Here is a 19,417-nt window from a genome sequence, read left to right as displayed (position 1 = left end):
GGGCGGCAGGATGTGGCGTACGACCTGGCGTGACTCCGCGAGACCGCCCGGCGGCCACGGCGCGGGTCAGGAAACGGTACCCCTGGCTGTACCACCATTGGGGCGTACGCGGGAACGACGGGAAAGGGTCCCCGCTGGTGTGCTTGTCCTGTCCGTCAAGCACACCTCCCCAAGGGATTTCACCGACATGGCTGTCGACAGCACCCCCGGCCTCCAGGACCCGCCACGCCAGGGCGGGCTGGGCGGGCTCATCCGCCGCTACCCGCTGACCGGCTACTTCGTCCTGGCCAACCTGCTGAGCTGGGTCGCATGGCTGCCGTACGCGCTCTCCAACCAGGGCATGGGCGTCTGGGACTTCGACTTCCCCGCCCTGCTCGGCACGACCCAGCTCGCCGGGGTGCTCCCCGGCGCCTACCTCGGCCCGATCTTCTCCGCCTACCTGGTGACCCGGCTGACCGAGGGCAAGGAGGGCGTGCGCCGCTGGATCGGCCGCATGACGAAGTGGCAGGTGCACTGGGGCTGGTACGCGGGCGCCGCACTGGGCGTGCCCGCCGTCCTCATCGTCACCTCCCTGGCCGTCTCCGACGGCGCCGCGCAGGTGCCGCCCATGGTGCTGCTCGTCGCGTACATCCCGGGCCTGCTGCTGCAGATGATCACCACAGGTCTGGCCGAGGAGCCCGGCTGGCGTGACTTCGCGCTGGCCCGCATGCAGCGCAGGTACGGCCCGCTGCGTGCCACCGCCATCCTCGGCCCGCTGTGGGGCGTGTGGCACCTGCCCCTCTACCTCACTGAGTGGGGCGGCTACCCGGACGTCACCTGGCAGCGGATCGGCATCTTCGTCGTCTTCGCCAGCGCTTTCAGCTTCGTCATCACCTGGGTGTTCAACCGCACCGGCCAGAGCCTGCCCCTGGTGATCGTGCTGCACGTCAGCGTCAACAACTTCATGTCGATCATCTACTCCGACATGTTCCCCTCGATCGCGGACCCCGACAGCGCCGGCATGGTCACCCTGCTCGCTGGTCTGGGCGCGGCCCTGGTGGTGCTGATCGCCACGCGCGGCAAGCTCGGCTACCGCCCGGAGGCCGGGCGATCGCACTGAGATCGCGGCACCGCCGGGCGGGCGCGGCAGCCGGATGGGGCTGCCGCGCCCGCCCGGCGTACGCTGCGATCATGGTGACGCACGAGCGGGAGATCACGGCGGCCGTCGATCTGTGCCTGCCGGACGGGCGGCTCGACCCCCGCGCGGTCGGCTGGACGCGCCGCCCGCTGCACCGCGCCAACCTGCGCGGCTGGGGCAGGACCAAGCGCTGGGAGTACTGGGGGGTGGTCACCCCCTCGCACGTGATTGCACGGGCCGGGTGTCGGCCCGCGCGGCCGGGCTCGCCCTCGACCTGGCGCAGGAGCCGGGCGGCAGCACGATCAGGGCGGTGACCGCGCAGGCCGAGGTGGAGCTGGAGGTGCCGCTGCCCGAGGGGCACGAGTCGCTGGGCGTGGTGGTGCCATGGGGGCCGCGGCGTTTCCAGTACACGGTCAAGGACGTCGGCCGTCCCGTACGCGGCCGGCTCAGGCTCGGCGCGGCCACGTACGAGATCGGCGGGAGCGAGGCGTTCGCGGTGCTCGACCACGGGCGGGGGCGCTGGCCGTACCGCGCGGTGTGGAACTGGGCGGCCGGCAGCGCGCCGGGACGGGCGATCCAGCTCGGCGGCAAGTGGACCGACGGCACCGGGATGACGGAGAACGCCCTGTTCGTGGACGGGAGACTGCACAAGATCGGCGAGGAGCTCGCCTGGCATTACGACCGCGGCGACTGGACGAAGCCGTGGCGCATCACCGGGGAACGGGTGCAGGCGGTGTTCACGCCGTTCCACGAGCGGGTCGCCCGTACGGAGCTGGGCGTGGTGGGGTCGGAGACGCACCAGTGCTTCGGGCACTTCAGCGGCCGGGCTCGGGCCGACGACGGCGCCTGGGTCGATCTCGACGGCCTGACCGGCTGGGCGGAGGAGGCTCGCCAGCGCTGGTGAGTCAGGGGTTGCGGCGGGCGATGGCGGTGTTGAGCGCGGTGGCGAAGACCGTCCATCCCGCGTACGGCAGCAGCGCCAGCGCGGCGCGCCGGTCGGCCGGCCAGGTCCGGCGGATGAGCAGCGCGTTGGAGGCGTTGAGCACGAAAATCTCGGCGAGCGCCAGCTTCGGGGCGCGGGTGCGGAAGAACAGCGCCGGCCAGGCCGCGTTGAGCAGCAGGTTCGCGGTCAGCGCCCGCTTGAACGCCTGGCTGCGCTCGGGGCCGGTCTGGGAGACGGCACGGGCGCCCGCGTACGTGATGAGCCCGTACAACGGGGTCCAGACCAGCGGGAACGCCTGGGGCGGCGGCTGCCACGACGGCTTCTTCAGCCGTTGGTACCAGGTGGAGCGCGGGTCGGTGCCGAGCGAGCCGGCGACGGCGGTCGCGGTCACCGCGAGTGCGGTCTTCAGGAGGACTTTGCCTTTCATGACGTCCCCCCTGCCCCGCCGGCGTCCATCGACGCGCGCCGTCGCGGCTGGGCCCCGGGCCCGGCCGGCGTCAACCGGCCCGGGGCGAGGGCGGAGTCCGGCCGGGGGGCGCCATTCCCACCGGCCAGGCCGTGGCCCGGCGGCCCTCTTCTTTCAGGGCCGCGCGTCCGGGCGAAGACAGCTGATCAACGCTGGACGATCTCCACGATAGGCAGGCGTTCGACGCCCCGGCCACCGATTATTCGCCGGCGCCCGCGCGGCTCTCCGGCGTCTCCACGCGGAAGCGCGGCAGCGACTCGGGGAAGTTCTCCCTGACGTAGTTGACGAGGAACTCGCGCACGTCGCACTTGAGGTCCCACGACGACGGCGAGTCGGCGGCGCTCATCAGGGCCCGCAGCTCGACCAGGCCGTTCGGCAGCACCTCGGTGACCTGGAGCGTCCAGTCCTTCTGGTCCCACAGCGGGTTCTCCTGGAGGAAGGCGTAGAGGGCCTCACGCAGCTTGGGCACCGGCACCGACCAGTCCACCCGCAGGTACACCACGGCGAGCACGCGGCTGCCGTGGCGGGTCCAGTTCTCGAACGGGTTCTGGGTGAAGTACGAGACCGGCAGCACCAGGCGGCGCTCGTCCCAGAGCCTGAGCACGACGTACGTCAGCGTCAGCTCCTCGATGCGCCCCCACTCCTTCTGCACCACGACCACGTCGTCCAGCCGCAGCGCGTCGCTGAAGGCGAGCTGCAGCCCGGCCAGCACGTTGCCGATGGTGGACTGGGCGGCGATGCCGACGACGGCGCCCGCGATGCCGGCCGAGGCGAGCAGCCCGGCGCCGAGCGCCCGCACCTGGGGGAAGGAGAAGAGCATCGCGCCGAGGGCGATGACGATGACGACGGCGGCGGCGATGCGGCGCACGAGCCCGATCTGCGTCATGATGCGCCGGGCCCGCCGGTTGCGCTCGCCCTCGACCTGGACGAGCCGGTCGAGGATGACGTCGGTCAGCGCGTACGCGGCCTGCACGATGAGCCAGGTGACCACGGCGATGGTGACGAGGCCGAGCGCCTGCTGCACGGTCACGCCGAGGGCCCGCTCGGAGGGCGAGTCGCCGAACATGCCGGGCCCGAACACGAGGTTGAACGCGACGATCGCGGCCGTCAGGAAGGCGGGCCACGTGCAGTGCTCCACGAGGTGCTGGGCCAGTGCCCACTTGCGGCCGGCCCTGTTGAGCAGGCGCCGGGCCACTTCCACCAGGAGGATCGAGCCGACCACCGAGATCAAGAGGATCGGCCAGTCCGCTGGAGACTGCACGTTTCTTGCCCCCTATGTCTTAGAACGTCTCGTCAAAGCTCACATTGCCCTCAACCGCCACCTGGTACGCAGAGACACGCCGTTCGAAGAAGTTGGCCAGCTCCTGCACGTCCTGCAACTCCATGAACGCGAAGGGGTTGGCCGAGCCGTACCTGCGGGGCAGGCCGAGCCGGGCGAGCCGCTGGTCGGCGACGTACTCGAGATATTGGCGCATCTGGCCCACGCTCATGCCCGGCATGCCGTCGCCGCACAGGTCGGCGGCGAAGGCCAGCTCGGCGGCCACGGCCTCCTCCAGCATCTCGGTGACCTGCTTGCCCAGCTCGTCGTCGAACAGCTCGGGCTCCTCGGCCCGTACGGTGTCGACCACGCTGAAGGCGAACTCCATGTGCATGGACTCGTCCCTGAACACCCAGTTCGTCCCGGTGGCCAGGCCGCCGAGCAGCCCGCGCGAGCGGAACCAGTAGACGTAGGCGAAGGCGCCGTAGAAGAACAGGCCCTCGATGCAGGCGGCGAAGCAGATGAGGTTCAGCAGGAACTGGCGGCGCTCGGCGGCCGTCTCCAGCCGCTGCAGCCCGCCGATCGAGTCGATCCACTTGAAGCAGAACTCCGCCTTGTCGCGGATCGACGGGATGTGCTCGATCGCGGCGAACGCCTTGACCCGCTCGTCCAGGTCGGGCAGGTAGGTGTCGAGCAGCGTCAGGTAGAACTGCACGTGCACGGCCTCCTCGAAGAGCTGCCTGCTCAGGTACAGGCGGGCCTCGGGGGCGTTGACGTGCTGGTAGAGGTTGAGCACGAGGTTGTTGGCCACGATCGAGTCGCCGGTGGCGAAGAAGGCGACCAGCCGGTTGATGAGGTGCCGCTCCTGCGGCGTCATCCTCGCCAGGTCGGCGAGGTCGGAGTGCAGGTCCACCTCCTCGACCGTCCAGGTGTTGCGGATCGCGGCGCGGTAGCGCTCGTAGAAGTCTGGGTAGCGCATGGGCCGCAGGGTGAGGTCCATGCCGGGGTCGAGCAACATGTCGCGGGGGCTCCTTACTGGCAGGCTTCGCAGGTTTCCGGGTTCTCCAGCGAGCAGGCCACCGCCTGCGCCGCGGGCGCGGCGACCGTGGTCTGCGCGATGCGCGTCGCGGGCCGCGAGCGCAGGTAATAGGTGGTCTTCAGGCCCTTCTTCCAGGCGTAGGCGTACATCGAGGAGAGCTTGCCGATGGTCGGGCTGGCCATGAACAGGTTGAGCGACTGCGACTGGTCGATGTACGGCTGCCGCGCGGCGGCCAGGTCGATCAGCGCCTTCTGCGGCAGTTCCCAGGCCGTGCGGTAGAGCAGCTTGAGGTCGTCGGGCACGCCGGGCACCTGCTGCACCGAGCCGTCGGCCCGCTTGAGGTCGTCGCGCAGCGCCGCCGTCCACAGCCCGCGCGCCTGCAGGTCGGCCACCAGGTAGCGGTTGACCTGCAGGAACTCGCCCGACAGGGTCTCGCGCTTGAACACGTTGGACACCTGCGGCTCGATGCACTCGTAGCAGCCGGCGATCGAGGCGATGGTGGCGGTCGGGGCGATGGCGACCATGAGCGAGTTGCGCAGGCCGGTCGTGGCGATCTTCGCGCGCAGCGCGTCCCAGCGGGGTCCGGTGGCGGCGCCGTAGTGGTCGGGGTGCAGCACGCCGCCCGCCGCCCTGGTCTCGTCGTACGACGGGTGCCTGCCGCGCTCGGCCGCGAGGTCGGCCGAGGTGTCGTACGCGGCCAGCGCGATCTCCTCGGCGATCCGGGTGGACAGCTCAAGCGCCCGCGGCGAGTCGAACGGCAGTCGCAGCGTGAAGAACACGTCGGCCAGGCCCATCACGCCGAGCCCGATCGGCCGCCACCGCTTGTTGGCCGCCTCGGCCTGCAGCGTCGGGTAGAAGCCGAGGTCGATGGTGCGGTCGAGGAAGCGCACGGCCGTGCGCACGGTGCCGCGCAACCGTTCCCAGTCCAGGTCGTCACCGGCCACGTGGGCCGCCAGGTTGACCGAGCCGAGGTTGCACACCGCGGTCTCGGCGTCGCTGGTGACCTCCAGGATCTCGGTGCACAGGTTGGACAGGTGGATGACGTTCTCGGGGCGGGCGGTCTGGTTGGAGGTGCGGTTGGCGGCGTCCTTGAACGTCATCCAGCCGTTGCCGGTCTGGGCGAGGGTGCGCATCATGCGGCCGTAGAGGGTGCGGGCAGGGATCTGCCGGACATATCGCCCGGCGGCCTCGTAAGCGCGATATCTCGCCTCGAACGCCGATCCGTACAGGTCGGTGAGGTCGGGCACCTCCTTCGGGTCGAACAGCGACCACATCTCGTCCGCCTCGACCCGGCGCATGAACTCGTCGGGCACCCAGTTGGCCAGGTTGAGGTTGTGGGTGCGGCGGGCCTCCTCGCCGGTGTTGTCGCGCAGCTCCAGGAACTCCTCGATGTCGGCGTGCCAGGTCTCCAGGTAGACGCAGGCCGCGCCCTTGCGCCGGCCGCCCTGGTTGACCGCCGCCACGGAGGAGTCGAGCGTGCGCAGCCACGGCACGATGCCGTTGGAGTGGCCGTTGGTGCCCCTGATCAGCGAGCCGCGCGAACGCACCCTGGTCCACGCGATGCCGATGCCACCGGCGTACTTCGACAGCCGCGCCACCTGGCCGTAGCGGTCGTAGATGGCCTCCAGCTCGTCGCGGGGCGAGTCGAGCAGGAAGCAGGACGACAGCTGCGGACGGCGCGAGCCGGAGTTGAACAGCGTGGGCGAGCTGGGCAGGTACGACAGCGTGGACATGAGCGCGTACAGCTCGGCCGCCTCGGCCACGGTCTCCGACAGCCCGCAGGCCACCCGCAGGAAGAAGTGCTGGGGCCGCTCCAGCACGGCGCGCGTCTCGGGGTGGCGCAGCAGGTAGCGGTCGTAGACCGTGCGCAGCCCGAAATACTCGAAGCGGTCGTCCGCCACGTCCGAGACCAGCGCGTCCAGCTCGGCCGCGTGCGCGGCGACGAACGCGGCGAGGCGGTCCTGGACGAGCCCGGCCGCGTGGGTGGCGGCGATCGACTCGGAGAACGTCCGCACGCCGTGCCCGGCCGCCTCGTCGGCGATCTCCTCGGCCAGCAGCCGGGCGGCGACCCGGGAGTTGGCCGGATCGGCGATCACCCGGGCCGCGGCCTCCTCGATGGCCAGGCGGCGGTCAACCTCAACGATCTGGGTCACGTGCTCTCTCTCCTCGCGAGCTTCCCCATGAGGGCAGGCGAGAGCACGGCGGAGCGCGGCGCGAGGCGCGCCGGACCGCGTGTGCCAGACCCGCCCTCGAGGCCATGAACACTGCACACCGCTGGCAGGTCTTCGGGCTCGCGGGCCCGCTCCACGTCCGTGGAGCTCCTACTGGCCGTCGCTTCCCGGATCTCTCCAGTGCTCTGTGACGGCGGTCGTTCCCGCTCACCGCTGCGGGGCAGCCCCGGAATCGCACCGGGTTCCCTTTTGCTCCGCCTCCGAGAAGGCGAACCAGCGACGACCGAGATCCTACATCTAGTGGCCGTTCCCGCAACTACCCCAGCATGTTGTGGCTTTGGTCGTGTCGACCATGCCGAGATCCCGCAGCACGGCGCGAGTGCGGGCCAGCTCGGTGTCCAGCCAGTGGGCGAAGTCGTCGCCCGCGAGCGGGATCGGCAGCCAGCCCGCGGCCCGGCAGGCGGCCTCCCACGCGGCGGAGCCGAGCACCTCCTCGCACAGGCGCACGGCCGCCTCGCGGCTCTCCTCGTCCATGTCCTCAGGCCCGAACGCGCCCACCCACTCGGCGAAGTCGACCCGCACGCCGCACTCCAGCAGGGTCGGCGCGTCCAGCTCCGGCACGCGGACGGCCGAGGAGACCGCGAGCGGCCTGATCCGGCCACGCTTGAGCCCCGGCCGCCAGTCGGACAGCGGTCCGGCGGCGGCCACGGCCCTGCCGGACAGCAGCGCGGCCACGGCCTCGGGCCCGCTGGGGTAGCCGGTGTAGTCGACCTGCCGGGTGTCGGCGCCGAGCGCCCGCGCGATCAGGCCGAACAGCAGGTGGTCCGGCTCGCCCTGCGACCCGCCCGCGAGCATGGTGTGGCCTGGATCGGCCAGCAGTCTGGCGCCGAAGTCGCCGAAGTCCTTCAGCGGAGAGGAGTCGGGGACGACCACGACCAGCGCCTCCCCGCTGAGCCTGGCGAGCGGGGTGGCGGTGTCGATGATGCTCTGGCCGTTGTTCAGCTCGGCCGCGGCCAGCGCGGGCAGGCCGCTCAGGGTCAGGTCGAAGCCGCCGCCCGGCTCGTAGCCGACGGCGAGGGCCGCTCCCGCGAACGCCTGCCCGACCCGCTCCCAGCGCCGCCCGTCCGGCTTGAGGGTGAACCCGGTGATCGGCACGTGCCCGCCGGCCCGCTCCGTGCCGCAGCCCGCGATGGCGGCGGCCACTCCCAGCCCGCAGGCCAGAAAGCGCCGCCGGCGCATGTGCTTCTCCCCCGAATCCCCCATTACTCTAGGTTATTAACCCATTACGGCAGGCTATACACCGGGGTCATGGTCGCTATTCAAAATCGATATATGTTGCGCTTTTTCTTGATTTTCGGGCTTATTAGGCTTTACGGGCGACTCCGGCCATAAGGGACGAAGGGAGTGACCAGTCACCCACCAGCTTGGGCCGGTCCGGCCGCCAGTCCGTCGCCTGCACCAGCCCCGGCGGCTCCATCGGGAAGTCGCCGAAGAACGCCCTGATGCGCGCCGGCGAGCGATCCGTCCCGCTGCCCGCGCGGCCCCGCGGCGGCTCGTCCTCCTCGCCGCGAGAGGTCGTGGCGTGCGAGACGACCAGGAAACTTCCCGGCGCCAGCCGCTCGCGCAGCGCCGCCACCGCGCCCTGCGGGTCGTCGGAGTCGGGCAGGAAGTGCAGGATCGACACCAGCAGCACGCCGACCGGCCGCTCGAAGTCGAGGAACTCCCCCGCGCCTGCCAGCACGTCCTCGGTGTCGAGCAGGTCGGCCTGGACGAACCTGGCCCGGCCGGGAGTGCGCCTGAGCAGGACCGCCGCGTGCGCCCCCACCACCGGATCGCTGTCGACGTAGACGACCTTGGCGTCGGGGGCCACCTCGTGCGCGCTGCCCTGCGTGGGCAGGCCGCTGCCGAGGTCGAGGAACTGGTCGACCCCGGCGCGGGCGACGTAGCGTACGGCACGCTGAAGGAAGGCCCGGTTCGCGCGGGCCAGCGGGACCGCCTCCGGGATCAGCTCGGCGAGCTGATCGAGGGCCTGGCGATCGACCGCGAAGTTGTCCTTCCCGCCGAGCATGTAGTCATACATGCGTGCGGGATGGGGCCTGCGATGGTCGAACTGCCGCACCCTTTGAATTTATGCCGTCCGGGCCGAGATAACGATAGTCCGGGCCAATTTGGATTAGCTACTCAACCGTAACGCTCTTGGCGAGATTGCGTGGCTTGTCAACGTCGCGGCCCAGCGCCACGGCCGCGTAGTAGGCCAGGAGCTGCAGCGGGATCGTCAGCAGGATCGGGTCGAGCTCGATCTCGTTCTTCGGGATCACGATCACGTCGTCGGCCAGCTTGGCGTCGGGCTCGCGGTGGCCGACCATGAGCACCTGACCGCCGCGGGCGCGGATCTCGCCGAGCGTGGTGAGGTTCTTGTCGAGCAGCTCGTCGTCGGGGACGATCGCGACCGTCGGCATGTCGGGGCCGATCAGCGCGAGCGGCCCGTGCTTGAGCTCGCTGGCCGGGTACGCCTCGGCGTGCACGTACGAGATCTCCTTGAGCTTCTGCGCGCCCTCGCGGGCCACCGGGTAGCCGCGCACGCGCCCGACGAACATCATGCTCGGGTGCGGCGCGTACTTCTTGGCCAGCTCGGCGATGCGGTCGCTCTGCCCGAGGACCTGCTCGATCTGGCCGGGCAGCCGGCGCAGTCCCTCGACGATGCGGCGGCCGTCGGCGGGCGACAGGTCGCGCACCCGGCCGAGGTGCAGCGCGAGCAGCGCGAACGCCAGGCACGTCGAGGTGAACGCCTTCGTCGACGCCACCGAGACCTCGGGCCCCGCGTGCAGGTAGATGCCGCCGTCCACCTCCCGGGCGATGGCGCTGCCGACGGCGTTGACGATGCCGATGACCCGGCCGCCCTTGCGCTTGAGCTCCTGCACGGCGGCGAGCGTGTCGTAGGTCTCGCCGGACTGGCTGATCGCGACGTAGAGGGTGTCGGGGTCGACCACGGGGTTGCGGTAGCGGAACTCGCTGGCCGGCTCGGCGTCGGACGGGATGCGCGCCAGCTCCTCGATGAGCTGCGCCCCGATCTGCCCCGAGTAGTACGCCGACCCGCACCCGATGATCTTCACCCGGCGGAAGCCGCGCGTCTCGCGGGCGTCCATGTTGAGCCCGCCCAGGTGGGCCACGTGGAAGCGCTCGTCGAGCCGGCCGCTCATCGTGCGGGTGATCGTCTCGGGCTGCTCGGAGATCTCCTTGAGCAGGTAGTGCTCGTAGCCGCCGGTGTCGTAGTGGCCGGCGTCCCAGTCGACGGTCAGCGGCTCCTTGGCCGTCTCGCGCGCGTCGCTGGAGAAGGTGTGGAAGCCGTCGGCCTTGAGCACGGCCAGCTCGCCGTCCTCCAGGTGCACGACCTGGCGGGTGTAGCGGACCAGCGCGGCGACGTCGGAGGCGGCGAACATCTCCTTCTCGCCGATGCCGAGCACGATCGGGCTGCCGTTGCGGGCAACGACCACCTCGCCGGGCCGCTCGGCGTCGATCACCGCGATGCCGTACGTGCCGACGACGCTCTTGAGCGTCTTCCTGACGGCTTCTTCCAGCGTGTCGTTCTCGTCCGCGGCGTGGGCGATCAGGTGGGCCAGCACCTCGGTGTCGGTCTCCGACGCGAACACCACGCCGTCGGCCTCCAGCTTGGCGCGCAGCTCGGCGGCGTTCTCGATGATGCCGTTGTGGACGACGGCGATGCGCTCGTCAGCCGACAGGTGGGGGTGGGCGTTGACGTCACTCGGCACGCCGTGGGTGGCCCAGCGGGTGTGGCCGATGCCGAGGCTGCCCTTGAACCGCGCGGGCACCACCTTCGCCAGGTCGGCGACCCGGCCCTTGACCTTGCGTACCTTCAGCCCCTTGTTGGACACCACGACCCCGGCCGAGTCGTAGCCCCGGTATTCCAGCCGCTGCAGCCCCTCCAGCAGGATGGGCGCGGCGTCCTTGGGGCCGACATAGGCCACGATTCCGCACATCGAGGTCTCCTCTTCATCTCATCCGTAGACGATTCTGCGGAGCTGCCTGAGCGACAGCTCCGGAGCCGCGACCCTGCGGCTCCGTAACTCGGAGGCGATCCGGGGGAAGATCTCGTCGTTGGTCAGGCCGCGCGCCTTGAGCTCGCCGTGCCGCCGCCTGACGAACTCCTCGGCGGGCTCGGAGAAGTAGGCGAGCACGTCGGCGACCACGCGGGCCGCCTCGCCTGGACCGAGTGGACTCGTCCGCGTCAGGTGCGCGATGAGGTCTTCGTACGGATGCCGTGCCGTGGACACAGACGAGGACCCTACGGCTCTGGAGTGAGACACGCCAACATCCTGCCCGATATCGGGCAGGAAATGCGCTCAAGGGCACCGCTTCGTCGATCGGGATGCCGCGTTCAAGGCCGATCACATGCGTATCATCCGACCCGCCTGACACATCCCTTTCTGGGAATGGTTACGGTGAGTAGTCGTATCGTGACGTTCCTGGGGAGATGTTCATGCAGCTCTGGCTCGCCGCCGCCGTCGCCGCCGGCGTCCTCACCGCGCCGGCCACCGTCCCCCTCATGTCCGCAGCCCCCACTTCATCGGGGGGACGGCAGGCCGACTTCGCCGCGGCCGCCCGCGAGTACGGGGTACCGGAGAGCGTGCTGCTCGCGGTGTCGTACCTGGAGTCCCGGTGGGACGCCAACGGCGGCCGGCCCAGCACCGCCGGCGGGTACGGGCCGATGCACCTGGTGGACGCGTTCCCCGCCGGCGTCCACGAGCACCTCGGCGACGCCCACGGCGACCCGCGTGGCGACGAGACCAGGCCGATGACGCCCGCCCACGCGCACGCGGCGCTGCGCGTCTCCGACGCTCAGCAGCAGACCACGCTGCCCGAGGCGGGCCGGCTCGCCGGGCTGCCGCCCGAGCGGCTGCGCGACGACCCGGCCGCCAACATCCGCGCCGGCGCCGCCCTGCTCGCCTCCTACCAGGGCGAGCCCAGCTCCGACCCCGCCGACTGGCACGGCGCCGTCGCCAAGTACGCGGGCACCGACGACCCGAAGGCGGCCGACGCGTTCGCCGACGAGGTGTTCTCGGTGATGCGGGAGGGGGCGCGGCGGCGTACCGACGACGGGCACCTGGTGGAGCTCGACCCCGTGCCCGACCTCGGGACCTGGGACCCTGACACGTTCCCCCACCTCGGCGACCCCGACGACTTCGCCTGGGACGACGACGTCCCCGGGACCGACGAGCAGGAGCAGCCGAGCACGCCCAAGGGCCACACGGCTGGGGGCGGGAAAGCCGAGTGCCCCGCCTCACTGCACTGTGAGTGGATGCCCGCCGCGTTCAAGCGCTTCGGCAAGAAGAAGAACCGCGACTACGGCAACCACGACCGCCTGTCGCGCAAGCGCTCGGTCGACTACATCGTCATCCACGACACCGAGGGCGGCTACCAGGGCATCCCCTCCCTCATCCGCAACCCCAAGTACGTGAGCTGGCACTACACCATCCGCTCCCGCGACGGGCACGTCGCCCAGCACGTCGCCACCAACGACATCGCGTGGCACGCCGGCAACTGGGACGTCAACACCCGCTCGATCGGCATCGAGCACGAGGGCTACCTGGCCAAGGGCGGCACCTGGTACACCGAGGCGATGTACCGGTCCTCGGCCCGCCTGGTGCGCTATCTCGCCGCCAAGTACCGCATCCCGCTCAACCGGGCGCACATCCTCGGCCACGACAACGTCCCAGGCACGACGCCCGCGACCGTGGCCGGCATGCACGAGGACCCCGGACCCTACTGGGACTGGGCGCACTACTTCGAGCTGATGAAGAAACCGTTCAAGGCGGCCAAGGACGGCGATTCCATCATCATCCGCCCCGACTACGCCACGCACCGGCCGCGCTTCACCGGCTGCGAGACCACCAAGCCCGACAAGAAGTGCCCGCCGCACGGGGCCTCCACGGTGTGGCTGCACAAGTCGCCGAGCCACACCGCTCCCCTGGTCGACGACATCGGCAAGCGCCCGGGGAAGGCGAGCACGTACAGCGTGTACGACCACAGCGCCCGCGCCTCCACCGGCCAGCGGTACGCGGTCGCCGAGCGCAAGGGCGACTGGACGGCCATCTGGTACCTCGGGCAGAAGGCGTGGTTCCACAACCCGGCCTCCGACCCGACCGCCATCCCCGCCAAGGGCCCGCTGGTGACGCCCCTCTCGGGGGCGGTCAAGGTGTACGGGCGGGCCTATCCCGAGAAGTCCGCCTACTCGAAGGCGTCGGTGCAGCCGCTGACGCCGCTCAAGTACACGATCCCGCCGGGACAGACGTACACGGTGGGCGACACGATCACCGGCACCCACTACTCCGCGAACGCCTACCGCCCCTCCAAGCACGTCACCACCACCGGCACGACCCGCTACCACCAGATCCAGCTCGGTCACCGGGTGATGTTCGTGATGGCGTCGGACGTACGGCTGGTGCATCCGTCCGCCTGAACCCGGCTCTTGTTTCGACCATGAACCCCTGCGATGCGCACGGGCACTCCGCGGAGACGATATGGTTTTCCCGTGGACCCGGCGCATCGCCGCCGGGGGCAGACACGCGGAAGTGGCTCAGTGGTAGAGCATCACCTTGCCAAGGTGAGGGTCGCGGGTTCAAATCCCGTCTTCCGCTCGGAGCAAGACTCCTGGTGGAGTGGCCGAGAGGCGAGGCAGCGGCCTGCAAAGCCGTCTACACGGGTTCAAATCCCGTCTCCACCTCGGCGGCCGGCGGACCCTCCGGGATCCGCTAAAGTAAAGACAGCGCCATGCGGAAGTGGCTCAGTGGTAGAGCATCACCTTGCCAAGGTGAGGGTCGCGGGTTCGAATCCCGTCTTCCGCTCTGAGTGACAACTCAATACGGACGATTAGCTCAGCGGGAGAGCGCTTCCCTGACACGGAAGAGGTCACTGGTTCAATCCCAGTATCGTCCACCCCTTCTGGCCCCAGCCCACGGTTTCGTGGTCTGGGGCTTTTCGTCGTCCGGAACGCCCGGCCCGGACTGTCCGTGACGCCATCCCCGCCTTACTGAGAGCCGTCTCGTCGAGGACGTCAGATGGCGATCACCGTTTCCACGCCTCTCGCTGTGAAGGGCTCCAGGAGGTCGTCCGTGGCGGAGGTGTCCGTGACCAGCGTCCAGCGGTCGGGCATGCGGGCCCAGGCGTGGAAGGGGCGGCGGCCCAGCTTGGCGGCGTGGACCAGGACGTAGACGTGGTGGGAGCGGGCCATCATCAGCTCCTTCAGGCGGGTCTGCTGGAGGCTGGCCTCGCAGATCCCGCCCTCCGCCGTCACCCCGTCCGCGCCCAGGAACGCGCGGTCGAACGTCATCCGGCTCAGCGCCGCCTCCGCGAGCGGGCCCACGAAGCCCTGGCTGACGTGGCGCAGCGTGCCGCCCAGGCATTCGACGTGCACGCCGGTCCCCACCAGCTCCTGCAACGCGGTCAGTCCCGTGGTCGCCACGGTCAGGTCGGCCGCGTCCCGCAGCTCGTGGGCCAGGGCGCCCGTGGTCGAGCCCGAGTCCAGCAGGATCGTCTCCCCCGGCCGTACCTGCGCCGCCGCCCAGCTCGCGATGGCCCGCTTGGCCTCGAACGCCTCCCCGATCCGCTGCCGCAGCGACGCCTCCGGGTGCGTGACGACCGCCATCGCGCCGCCGTACGTGCGGGCCAGCAGCCCGGCCGCCTTCAGATGCGCCAGGTCCCGCCGGATCGTGGACTGCGTGACGCCGAACCGCGCCGCCAACTCCTCGACGCCGGCCAGGCCGGTCTCGGTGGCCAGCCGCACGATCTCCTCCCGCCGCACGTCCGCCGCCCGCTCCCCCGCGCCCCGCCCCTTCGCCCCCTGCTTGCCCACGGCTCGCTCCTCCGCGCCCCCTTCTCCCGCAGGCCGCTCGGCCTTCCCCAGGTGCGGTGATGGGGTCGTCATGAGGTTCGGGCCTGGGAGAGCTCGGCGGCCTGGCGGAGGGCTTCGAGCATGCTGCCGGGGTCGGCGAGGCCCTTGCCGGCGATGTCGAAGGCCGTGCCGTGGTCCACCGAGGTCCGGATGACGGGGAGGCCGACGGTGATGTTGACGCCGGCCTCCAGGCCGAGGATCTTGACGGGGCCGTGGCCCTGGTCGTGGTACATGGCCACGATGAGGTCGTAGTCGCCGCGTCCGGCCAGGAAGAAGGCGGTGTCGGCGGGGAGCGGGCCGTGCACGTCCATGCCCTCGGCCCGCAGCCGATCGAGGGCGGGCACGATCTTCTCCTCCTCCTCGCCGTACCCGAACAGGCCGTTCTCCCCCGCGTGCGGGTTGATCCCGCACACGCCGATCTTGGGACGCTCCAGCCCGGAGCCGCGCATCGCCGCCGCGCCCCGCCGGATCGTCCGCTCGACCAGGCCGGGCTCGATGCGGGCGACCGCGTCGATGAGGCCAATGTGGGTGGTGACGTGGATGACCTTGACCTTGGCGGTCGAGAGCATCATCGACACCTCCTCGGTGCCGGTCAGGTGGGCGAGCAGCTCGGTGTGGCCGGGGAAGACGTGGCCGGCGGCGTGCAGGGCCTCCTTGTTGAGCGGAGCCGTGCAGATCGCCTGCACCTCGCCGGACATCGCCAGCGAGCCGGCCAGCCGGACGTACTCGTACGCCGCGTTCCCCGCCACCGCCGACACCTCGCCCCACGGGAGGTCGGCGGGCAGCAGGCCGGGGTCGATGACGTTGATCCGGCCCGGCTCGAACACCGCGTCCGCCACTCCGCCGACCGTCTCGATCCTGGCGGACACGCCGAGGACGGCGGCGGCCTGGCGCAGGCGTCCCGCGTCGCCGATGACGACCGGGCGGCAGAACCCGGCCGGCTCGGGAGCCAGCAGGGCGCCGACGATGACCTCCGGACCGACGCCGGAGCCGTCCCCCATGGTGAGGGCGATCAGAGGTGTGCTCATGTCAGCCTTTCGAAGTGGTGAGGCGCGAGGTGGGCGGCCATGCGCAGCAGGCTGTCGCGGCCGCCGAAGCTGCCGGGTCTGGTGACGACCGCGTGGCCCTGAGGCGCGTGGCTGTGGACGGCGCCGTGGTGCACCTGTCCGACGGGGGTCAGCTCGCGGACGCCGAGCGCGTCGAGCACCCGCCTCGCCGTCCCGCCGCCGGTCAGGACGAGGTTCGCGGGACGGCCTGCGAGGGCGCCCGTGACGATCTCCTCCCAAGCGCCCGTCAAGGGGCCCGAGGTGGTGAGGACGGCAGGTCCGGCCTCCAGGGCTCGTCGCAGGCGCGGCGCCGCGATGTCCTGCGGCTCGTCCGCGCTCAGCGTGATCTGCTGGACGCCGTGCTGGAGCAGCAGCTCGACCTGGTCGGACACGCCCGGGTGCACGGTGCCGACGATCACCAGGAGGGGCGCGTCGCCGGCCGGCTTCGCGGGACGGGGCACGTCGGTGACGGTCCCGCCGAGGGTGCGGGCGAGGGCCGCGGCGAGGCCGCCCGCACCGGCCAGCCGGGTACGCGGGTCGGCGGCGAGCGCGGCGGCCACGATCGCGTCGAGGTCGCCGTCCGTCTCCGCGTCGCAGATCGCCACCCCCTCTGCCCCGCTGAGCGCTCGCGTCAATGCGGGGTGCCCCGCGCGGACCGTGTCGAGGGGGATGAGGGTGGAGGGGTGGCCGTCGAGTGCTTCGGCGACCGTGGCGGGTGCGGGGCGGGGCTCGATGTGCCAGGTGCGCGTTTCGCGCAGCGGGACACCTTCGACGTACGGGACTCCGCCCACGACCGTACGACCGGCGGACGGCAGCGCGGGGGCCAGCACCACGGGCGCGTCGAGGCAGGCGGCGGCGATGGCGGCGGCGACGTTCCCGCGCAGCAGGGAGTCGATCTTGACGAGGACTCTGCGGTCGCCCGCGTGCGCGAGTGCCGCTCGTACCAGGGATTTCGTGTCGGAGTGGTACCGGCTGCCGAGGTCGGCGACCAGCACCGGCGGCGCGGAGTCGTAGGGCGGCCCGGACAGCGCGATCAGCGCGGCACCGGCGGCGGGCATCAGCACGGCGGCCGTCTCCGCCGCCCCGGTCAGATCGTCGGCGAGCACGAGCACCGCATCCGCCTGTGCGCGAATCACGCAACAAGCATTGCACGAAACGCGCAGACGATGCCAGAGTGAGCGAAAGGGCGTACACGAGGAGTCAGGAGAGGCCCGTGACCGCAGCCGAGTTCGCCAGGAAGATCCGCGATCGGGAACGAGCCGTCGGCTACTGGGTGGTCCTGGACGCGCCCGTCGCCACCGAGCGGCTGGCCCGGCTCGGGTACGACTACGTGGCCCTCGACGGCCAGCACGGCTTCATCGGCACGTCGGGGCTGCTCGCCAACCTCATGGCCATCGACGCGGGCGGCCGGTCCGCCGGGCTGGTCAGGGTGGAGTCGGGTGATCCGGCGGTGATCGGCCGGGCTCTGGACTTCGGTGCGGCGGGCGTCATCGTGCCGCTCGTGGACAGCGCCGCCGACGCCGCCCGTGCCGTCTCCGCCGCGCGCTACCCCGGTGCGGGGCGCCGCTCGTACGGGCCCATGCGCTCGATGCTGCGCATCGGCCCCACGCCCGCCGAGGCGGACGCGACCGTGCTCGTCCTGGCGATGATCGAGACGCCGGAGGGGCTGGCCGGCATCGAGGAGATCTGCGCCACGCCGGGACTGGACGGCGTGTACGTCGGGCCGTCCGACCTGTGCCTGGCCGTGGGCGGCCGGTTCCCGAACGACCCCGAGGTCGCCGACGTCTTCGAGGCGGCACTTGAGCGGATCCGTACGGCGGCGGCCGACGCCGGCATCGCGGCCGGCATCCACAACCCGAGCGGCGAGCAGGCGGCGCGCCGGCTGGCGGAGGGCTTCACCTTCGCCACCGTCGCCGGCGACCTCAACCACCTGGAACAGTCCGCCGCCGCCCACCTGAAAGCCGCCACCTCCGCCTGACCCGCCCCACCCGCTGAGGCGGGCGCCGAAGTCGAGGCGCCTTTACGTGATATAGGAAGTTTTGACCGCAATGTGAACTATTTGGTGGCTCTCTGTGTATAGGCGGTTTCTGTCCGGGTAGCGCCGAGGCATTGGCTCCTCAGAGGAGGAAACCGTGGACATCAATTTCGGCCAAGGCATAGCTGACGCCTGGCGGTCAATAGCGGCGTTCGTTCCGAAGCTGGTCGCGTTCCTCGTGATTCTCATCATCGGGTGGATCGTGGCCAAGGCTCTGGAGAAGATCGTCGACAAGGTGCTCGAACGGGTCGGTTTCGACCGGGCGGTCGAGCGCAGCGGGATGCGGCGCTGGCTGGAGCGCAGCAAGTACGATGCGAGCAGCCTGATCGCCAAGATCGTCTTCTATGCGATCCTGCTGGTCACCCTGCAGATAGCGTTCAACGTCTTCGGGCCCAACCCGGTCTCGGCGCTGCTCGCCGCGGTGGTGGGCTGGCTGCCGCTGGCGATCGTGGCCATCGTGATCATCGTGGTGGCGGGTGCCGTGGCCAGGGCCGTCAGGGACATCCTGTCCGGCGCGCTCGGCGGCCTGTCGTACGGTCGCTGGATCGCGACGGCGGCGGCGGTGTTCATCTGGGCACTCGGCATCATCGCGGCGCTCAACCAGATCGGTGTGGCCACGACCGTCACCACGCCGGTGCTGGTCACGGTGCTGGCCACCATCGGCGCGATCGCGGCGATCGGCATCGGCGGCGGGCTCATCCGGCCGATGCAGCAGCGCTGGGAGCGCTGGCTGGGCCGTATCGAGGAGGAGGCTCCGCAGGCCAGGGCGCATGCGGAGGCGTATCAGCGCGGGCGGGAGGACGCCCGGTCGATGAGCGAGGAGACCGCCCCGATGCGCGGCACGCGCGGCGGCGGCGCCACCCGCTCCGACATGCCTCCTGGCTGACCTGGGGGCGCCCGCCACGCGAGCGCCACCGGCACGATCGGCACGAGCCCCGGGCGAACCGCCTGGGGCCCGCGCCGGTCCACCCGGGTGAGCGCGCTCAGGCGGGGTGGCCGTCTTCCAGGAGGCCCAGTTCGCGGGTCAGGTAGCAGACCGCCGTCAGCCGCAGGGACGGGGCGTCGGGCTCGTCGGTGAAGGACCAGCCGCGGTGGCGCAGCTCGTCGAGGAAACCCAGCAGGTAGTCGCCCAGCGTCTCGCGGTCGAGCGGGATGGCGTCGCGCAGCTCCGCCGCGTGCTGGTCCACCGCGGCCACCAGAGCGGGGTCACGGCCCATACGGGAGAGCTGGGCGTCGCCCAGTGCGTTCATCAGCCAGCGCAGGGGCGAAACCGCCCATCCATCCTCGAAGACCACTTGGACACTGTAAAGCATTCTCCAAGGTCAACCCCCTAATGGGGCATCTCAACACCCGGCCCTCCCCCGCCGTCGCGGCGACGGTCTCTTGGGGAGAGAGGCGGTCATCCCCCATTGGCCAGCCCGACACCGACCCCT

Annotated in this window: 16 protein-coding genes, 4 tRNA genes, 1 pseudogene and 1 riboswitch; of the genes and pseudogenes, 9 read left to right on the top strand and 12 right to left on the bottom strand. The window is 71.0% G+C overall.

Annotated elements, in window-relative coordinates:
- Nucleotides 1-187 precede the first annotated feature (187 nt).
- Both AB0K28_RS03230 and AB0K28_RS03225 read left to right on the top strand, forming a co-directional pair.
- Nucleotides 188-1,099, top strand: coding sequence for a CPBP family intramembrane glutamic endopeptidase (locus tag AB0K28_RS03230; protein ID WP_364364453.1), 912 nt, complete (start codon nucleotides 188-190; stop codon nucleotides 1,097-1,099).
- Between the two features lie 71 nt (nucleotides 1,100-1,170).
- Nucleotides 1,171-2,021, top strand: a pseudogene (locus AB0K28_RS03225) (DUF2804 domain-containing protein).
- A gap of 1 nt (nucleotide 2,022) precedes the next feature.
- Here AB0K28_RS03225 and AB0K28_RS03220 read toward each other — a convergent pair.
- The 8 genes from AB0K28_RS03220 to AB0K28_RS03185 all read right to left on the bottom strand — a co-directional run bounded on the left by AB0K28_RS03220 (nucleotide 2,023) and on the right by AB0K28_RS03185 (nucleotide 11,286).
- On the bottom strand, nucleotides 2,023-2,487 hold the full coding sequence (locus AB0K28_RS03220) for a TspO/MBR family protein (RefSeq protein WP_345386692.1): 465 nt from the start codon (nucleotides 2,485-2,487) through the stop codon (nucleotides 2,023-2,025).
- Nucleotides 2,488-2,725: 238 nt separating this feature from the next.
- Nucleotides 2,726-3,787: a mechanosensitive ion channel domain-containing protein gene (locus AB0K28_RS03215; protein WP_364364450.1), complete on the bottom strand. Its 1,062-nt coding sequence runs from the start codon at nucleotides 3,785-3,787 to the stop codon at nucleotides 2,726-2,728.
- Nucleotides 3,788-3,806: 19 nt separating this feature from the next.
- A complete protein-coding gene (locus tag AB0K28_RS03210; RefSeq protein WP_364364447.1) occupies nucleotides 3,807-4,802 on the bottom strand; it encodes a ribonucleotide-diphosphate reductase subunit beta in 996 nt (331 codons plus the stop codon).
- A 14-nt stretch (nucleotides 4,803-4,816) separates the two neighbouring features.
- Complete coding sequence (locus AB0K28_RS03205) at nucleotides 4,817-6,976, bottom strand: ribonucleoside-diphosphate reductase subunit alpha (protein ID WP_364364444.1); 2,160 nt, start codon at nucleotides 6,974-6,976, stop codon at nucleotides 4,817-4,819.
- 105 nt (nucleotides 6,977-7,081) lie between these two features.
- Nucleotides 7,082-7,287: riboswitch (cobalamin riboswitch) on the bottom strand.
- 4 nt (nucleotides 7,288-7,291) lie between these two features.
- Entirely contained in the window at nucleotides 7,292-8,257 is a 966-nt protein-coding gene (locus tag AB0K28_RS03200) for a tripartite tricarboxylate transporter substrate-binding protein (RefSeq protein WP_364364441.1), read from the bottom strand.
- A 100-nt stretch (nucleotides 8,258-8,357) separates the two neighbouring features.
- Entirely contained in the window at nucleotides 8,358-9,113 is a 756-nt protein-coding gene (locus AB0K28_RS03195; protein WP_364364438.1) for an SAM-dependent methyltransferase, read from the bottom strand.
- Between the two features lie 58 nt (nucleotides 9,114-9,171).
- Complete coding sequence (gene glmS / locus AB0K28_RS03190) at nucleotides 9,172-10,992, bottom strand: glutamine--fructose-6-phosphate transaminase (isomerizing) (protein ID WP_364364435.1); 1,821 nt, start codon at nucleotides 10,990-10,992, stop codon at nucleotides 9,172-9,174.
- Between the two features lie 18 nt (nucleotides 10,993-11,010).
- Complete coding sequence (locus AB0K28_RS03185) at nucleotides 11,011-11,286, bottom strand: hypothetical protein (RefSeq protein WP_345386706.1); 276 nt, start codon at nucleotides 11,284-11,286, stop codon at nucleotides 11,011-11,013.
- 206 nt (nucleotides 11,287-11,492) lie between these two features.
- On the opposite strand from AB0K28_RS03185, the gene AB0K28_RS03180 reads away from it, so the two are divergent.
- The 5 genes from AB0K28_RS03180 to AB0K28_RS03160 all read left to right on the top strand — a co-directional run bounded on the left by AB0K28_RS03180 (nucleotide 11,493) and on the right by AB0K28_RS03160 (nucleotide 13,948).
- The gene (locus AB0K28_RS03180) at nucleotides 11,493-13,472 is read left to right on the top strand and encodes an N-acetylmuramoyl-L-alanine amidase (protein WP_364364432.1); all 1,980 of its coding nucleotides are present in this window, start codon (nucleotides 11,493-11,495) and stop codon (nucleotides 13,470-13,472) included.
- A gap of 106 nt (nucleotides 13,473-13,578) precedes the next feature.
- A tRNA-Gly gene (locus AB0K28_RS03175) sits at nucleotides 13,579-13,650 on the top strand.
- Nucleotides 13,651-13,665: 15 nt separating this feature from the next.
- Nucleotides 13,666-13,736 (top strand) — tRNA-Cys (locus AB0K28_RS03170).
- A 49-nt stretch (nucleotides 13,737-13,785) separates the two neighbouring features.
- Nucleotides 13,786-13,857, top strand: a tRNA-Gly gene (locus AB0K28_RS03165).
- 19 nt (nucleotides 13,858-13,876) lie between these two features.
- Nucleotides 13,877-13,948, top strand: a tRNA-Val gene (locus tag AB0K28_RS03160).
- 118 nt (nucleotides 13,949-14,066) lie between these two features.
- On the opposite strand, the gene AB0K28_RS03155 is transcribed toward AB0K28_RS03160, so the two are convergent.
- From AB0K28_RS03155 to AB0K28_RS03145, 3 genes are all read right to left on the bottom strand, one after another.
- Nucleotides 14,067-14,864: a DeoR/GlpR family DNA-binding transcription regulator gene (locus AB0K28_RS03155; RefSeq protein ID WP_364364429.1), complete on the bottom strand. Its 798-nt coding sequence runs from the start codon at nucleotides 14,862-14,864 to the stop codon at nucleotides 14,067-14,069.
- Between the two features lie 68 nt (nucleotides 14,865-14,932).
- A complete protein-coding gene (gene pdxA / locus AB0K28_RS03150; RefSeq protein ID WP_364364426.1) occupies nucleotides 14,933-15,931 on the bottom strand; it encodes a 4-hydroxythreonine-4-phosphate dehydrogenase PdxA in 999 nt (332 codons plus the stop codon).
- Entirely contained in the window at nucleotides 15,928-17,085 is a 1,158-nt protein-coding gene (locus AB0K28_RS03145) for a four-carbon acid sugar kinase family protein (RefSeq protein WP_364364423.1), read from the bottom strand. The genes pdxA and AB0K28_RS03145 overlap by 4 nt, the downstream gene beginning before the upstream one ends.
- 77 nt (nucleotides 17,086-17,162) lie before the next feature.
- Between AB0K28_RS03145 and AB0K28_RS03140 the strand changes: the two genes are divergently transcribed.
- Nucleotides 17,163-17,927: an aldolase/citrate lyase family protein gene (locus AB0K28_RS03140; protein ID WP_364364420.1), complete on the top strand. Its 765-nt coding sequence runs from the start codon at nucleotides 17,163-17,165 to the stop codon at nucleotides 17,925-17,927.
- A 160-nt stretch (nucleotides 17,928-18,087) separates the two neighbouring features.
- Complete coding sequence (locus tag AB0K28_RS03135) at nucleotides 18,088-18,870, top strand: hypothetical protein (RefSeq protein ID WP_345409267.1); 783 nt, start codon at nucleotides 18,088-18,090, stop codon at nucleotides 18,868-18,870.
- A gap of 97 nt (nucleotides 18,871-18,967) precedes the next feature.
- Here the strand turns inward: AB0K28_RS03135 and AB0K28_RS03130 are convergent, their stop codons facing one another.
- Nucleotides 18,968-19,279, bottom strand: a complete 312-nt coding sequence (locus AB0K28_RS03130; protein WP_364364417.1) for a DUF6401 family natural product biosynthesis protein — start codon at nucleotides 19,277-19,279, stop codon at nucleotides 18,968-18,970.
- Nucleotides 19,280-19,417: the final 138 nt, after the last annotated feature.

Source organism: Nonomuraea sp. NPDC049504 (genome assembly GCF_040676845.1).
Taxonomy (GTDB): domain Bacteria; phylum Actinomycetota; class Actinomycetes; order Streptosporangiales; family Streptosporangiaceae; genus Nonomuraea; species Nonomuraea salmonea.
The sequence above is the reverse complement of the archived record's forward strand: the minus strand, read 5'-3'. Positions and strand labels throughout refer to the sequence as shown.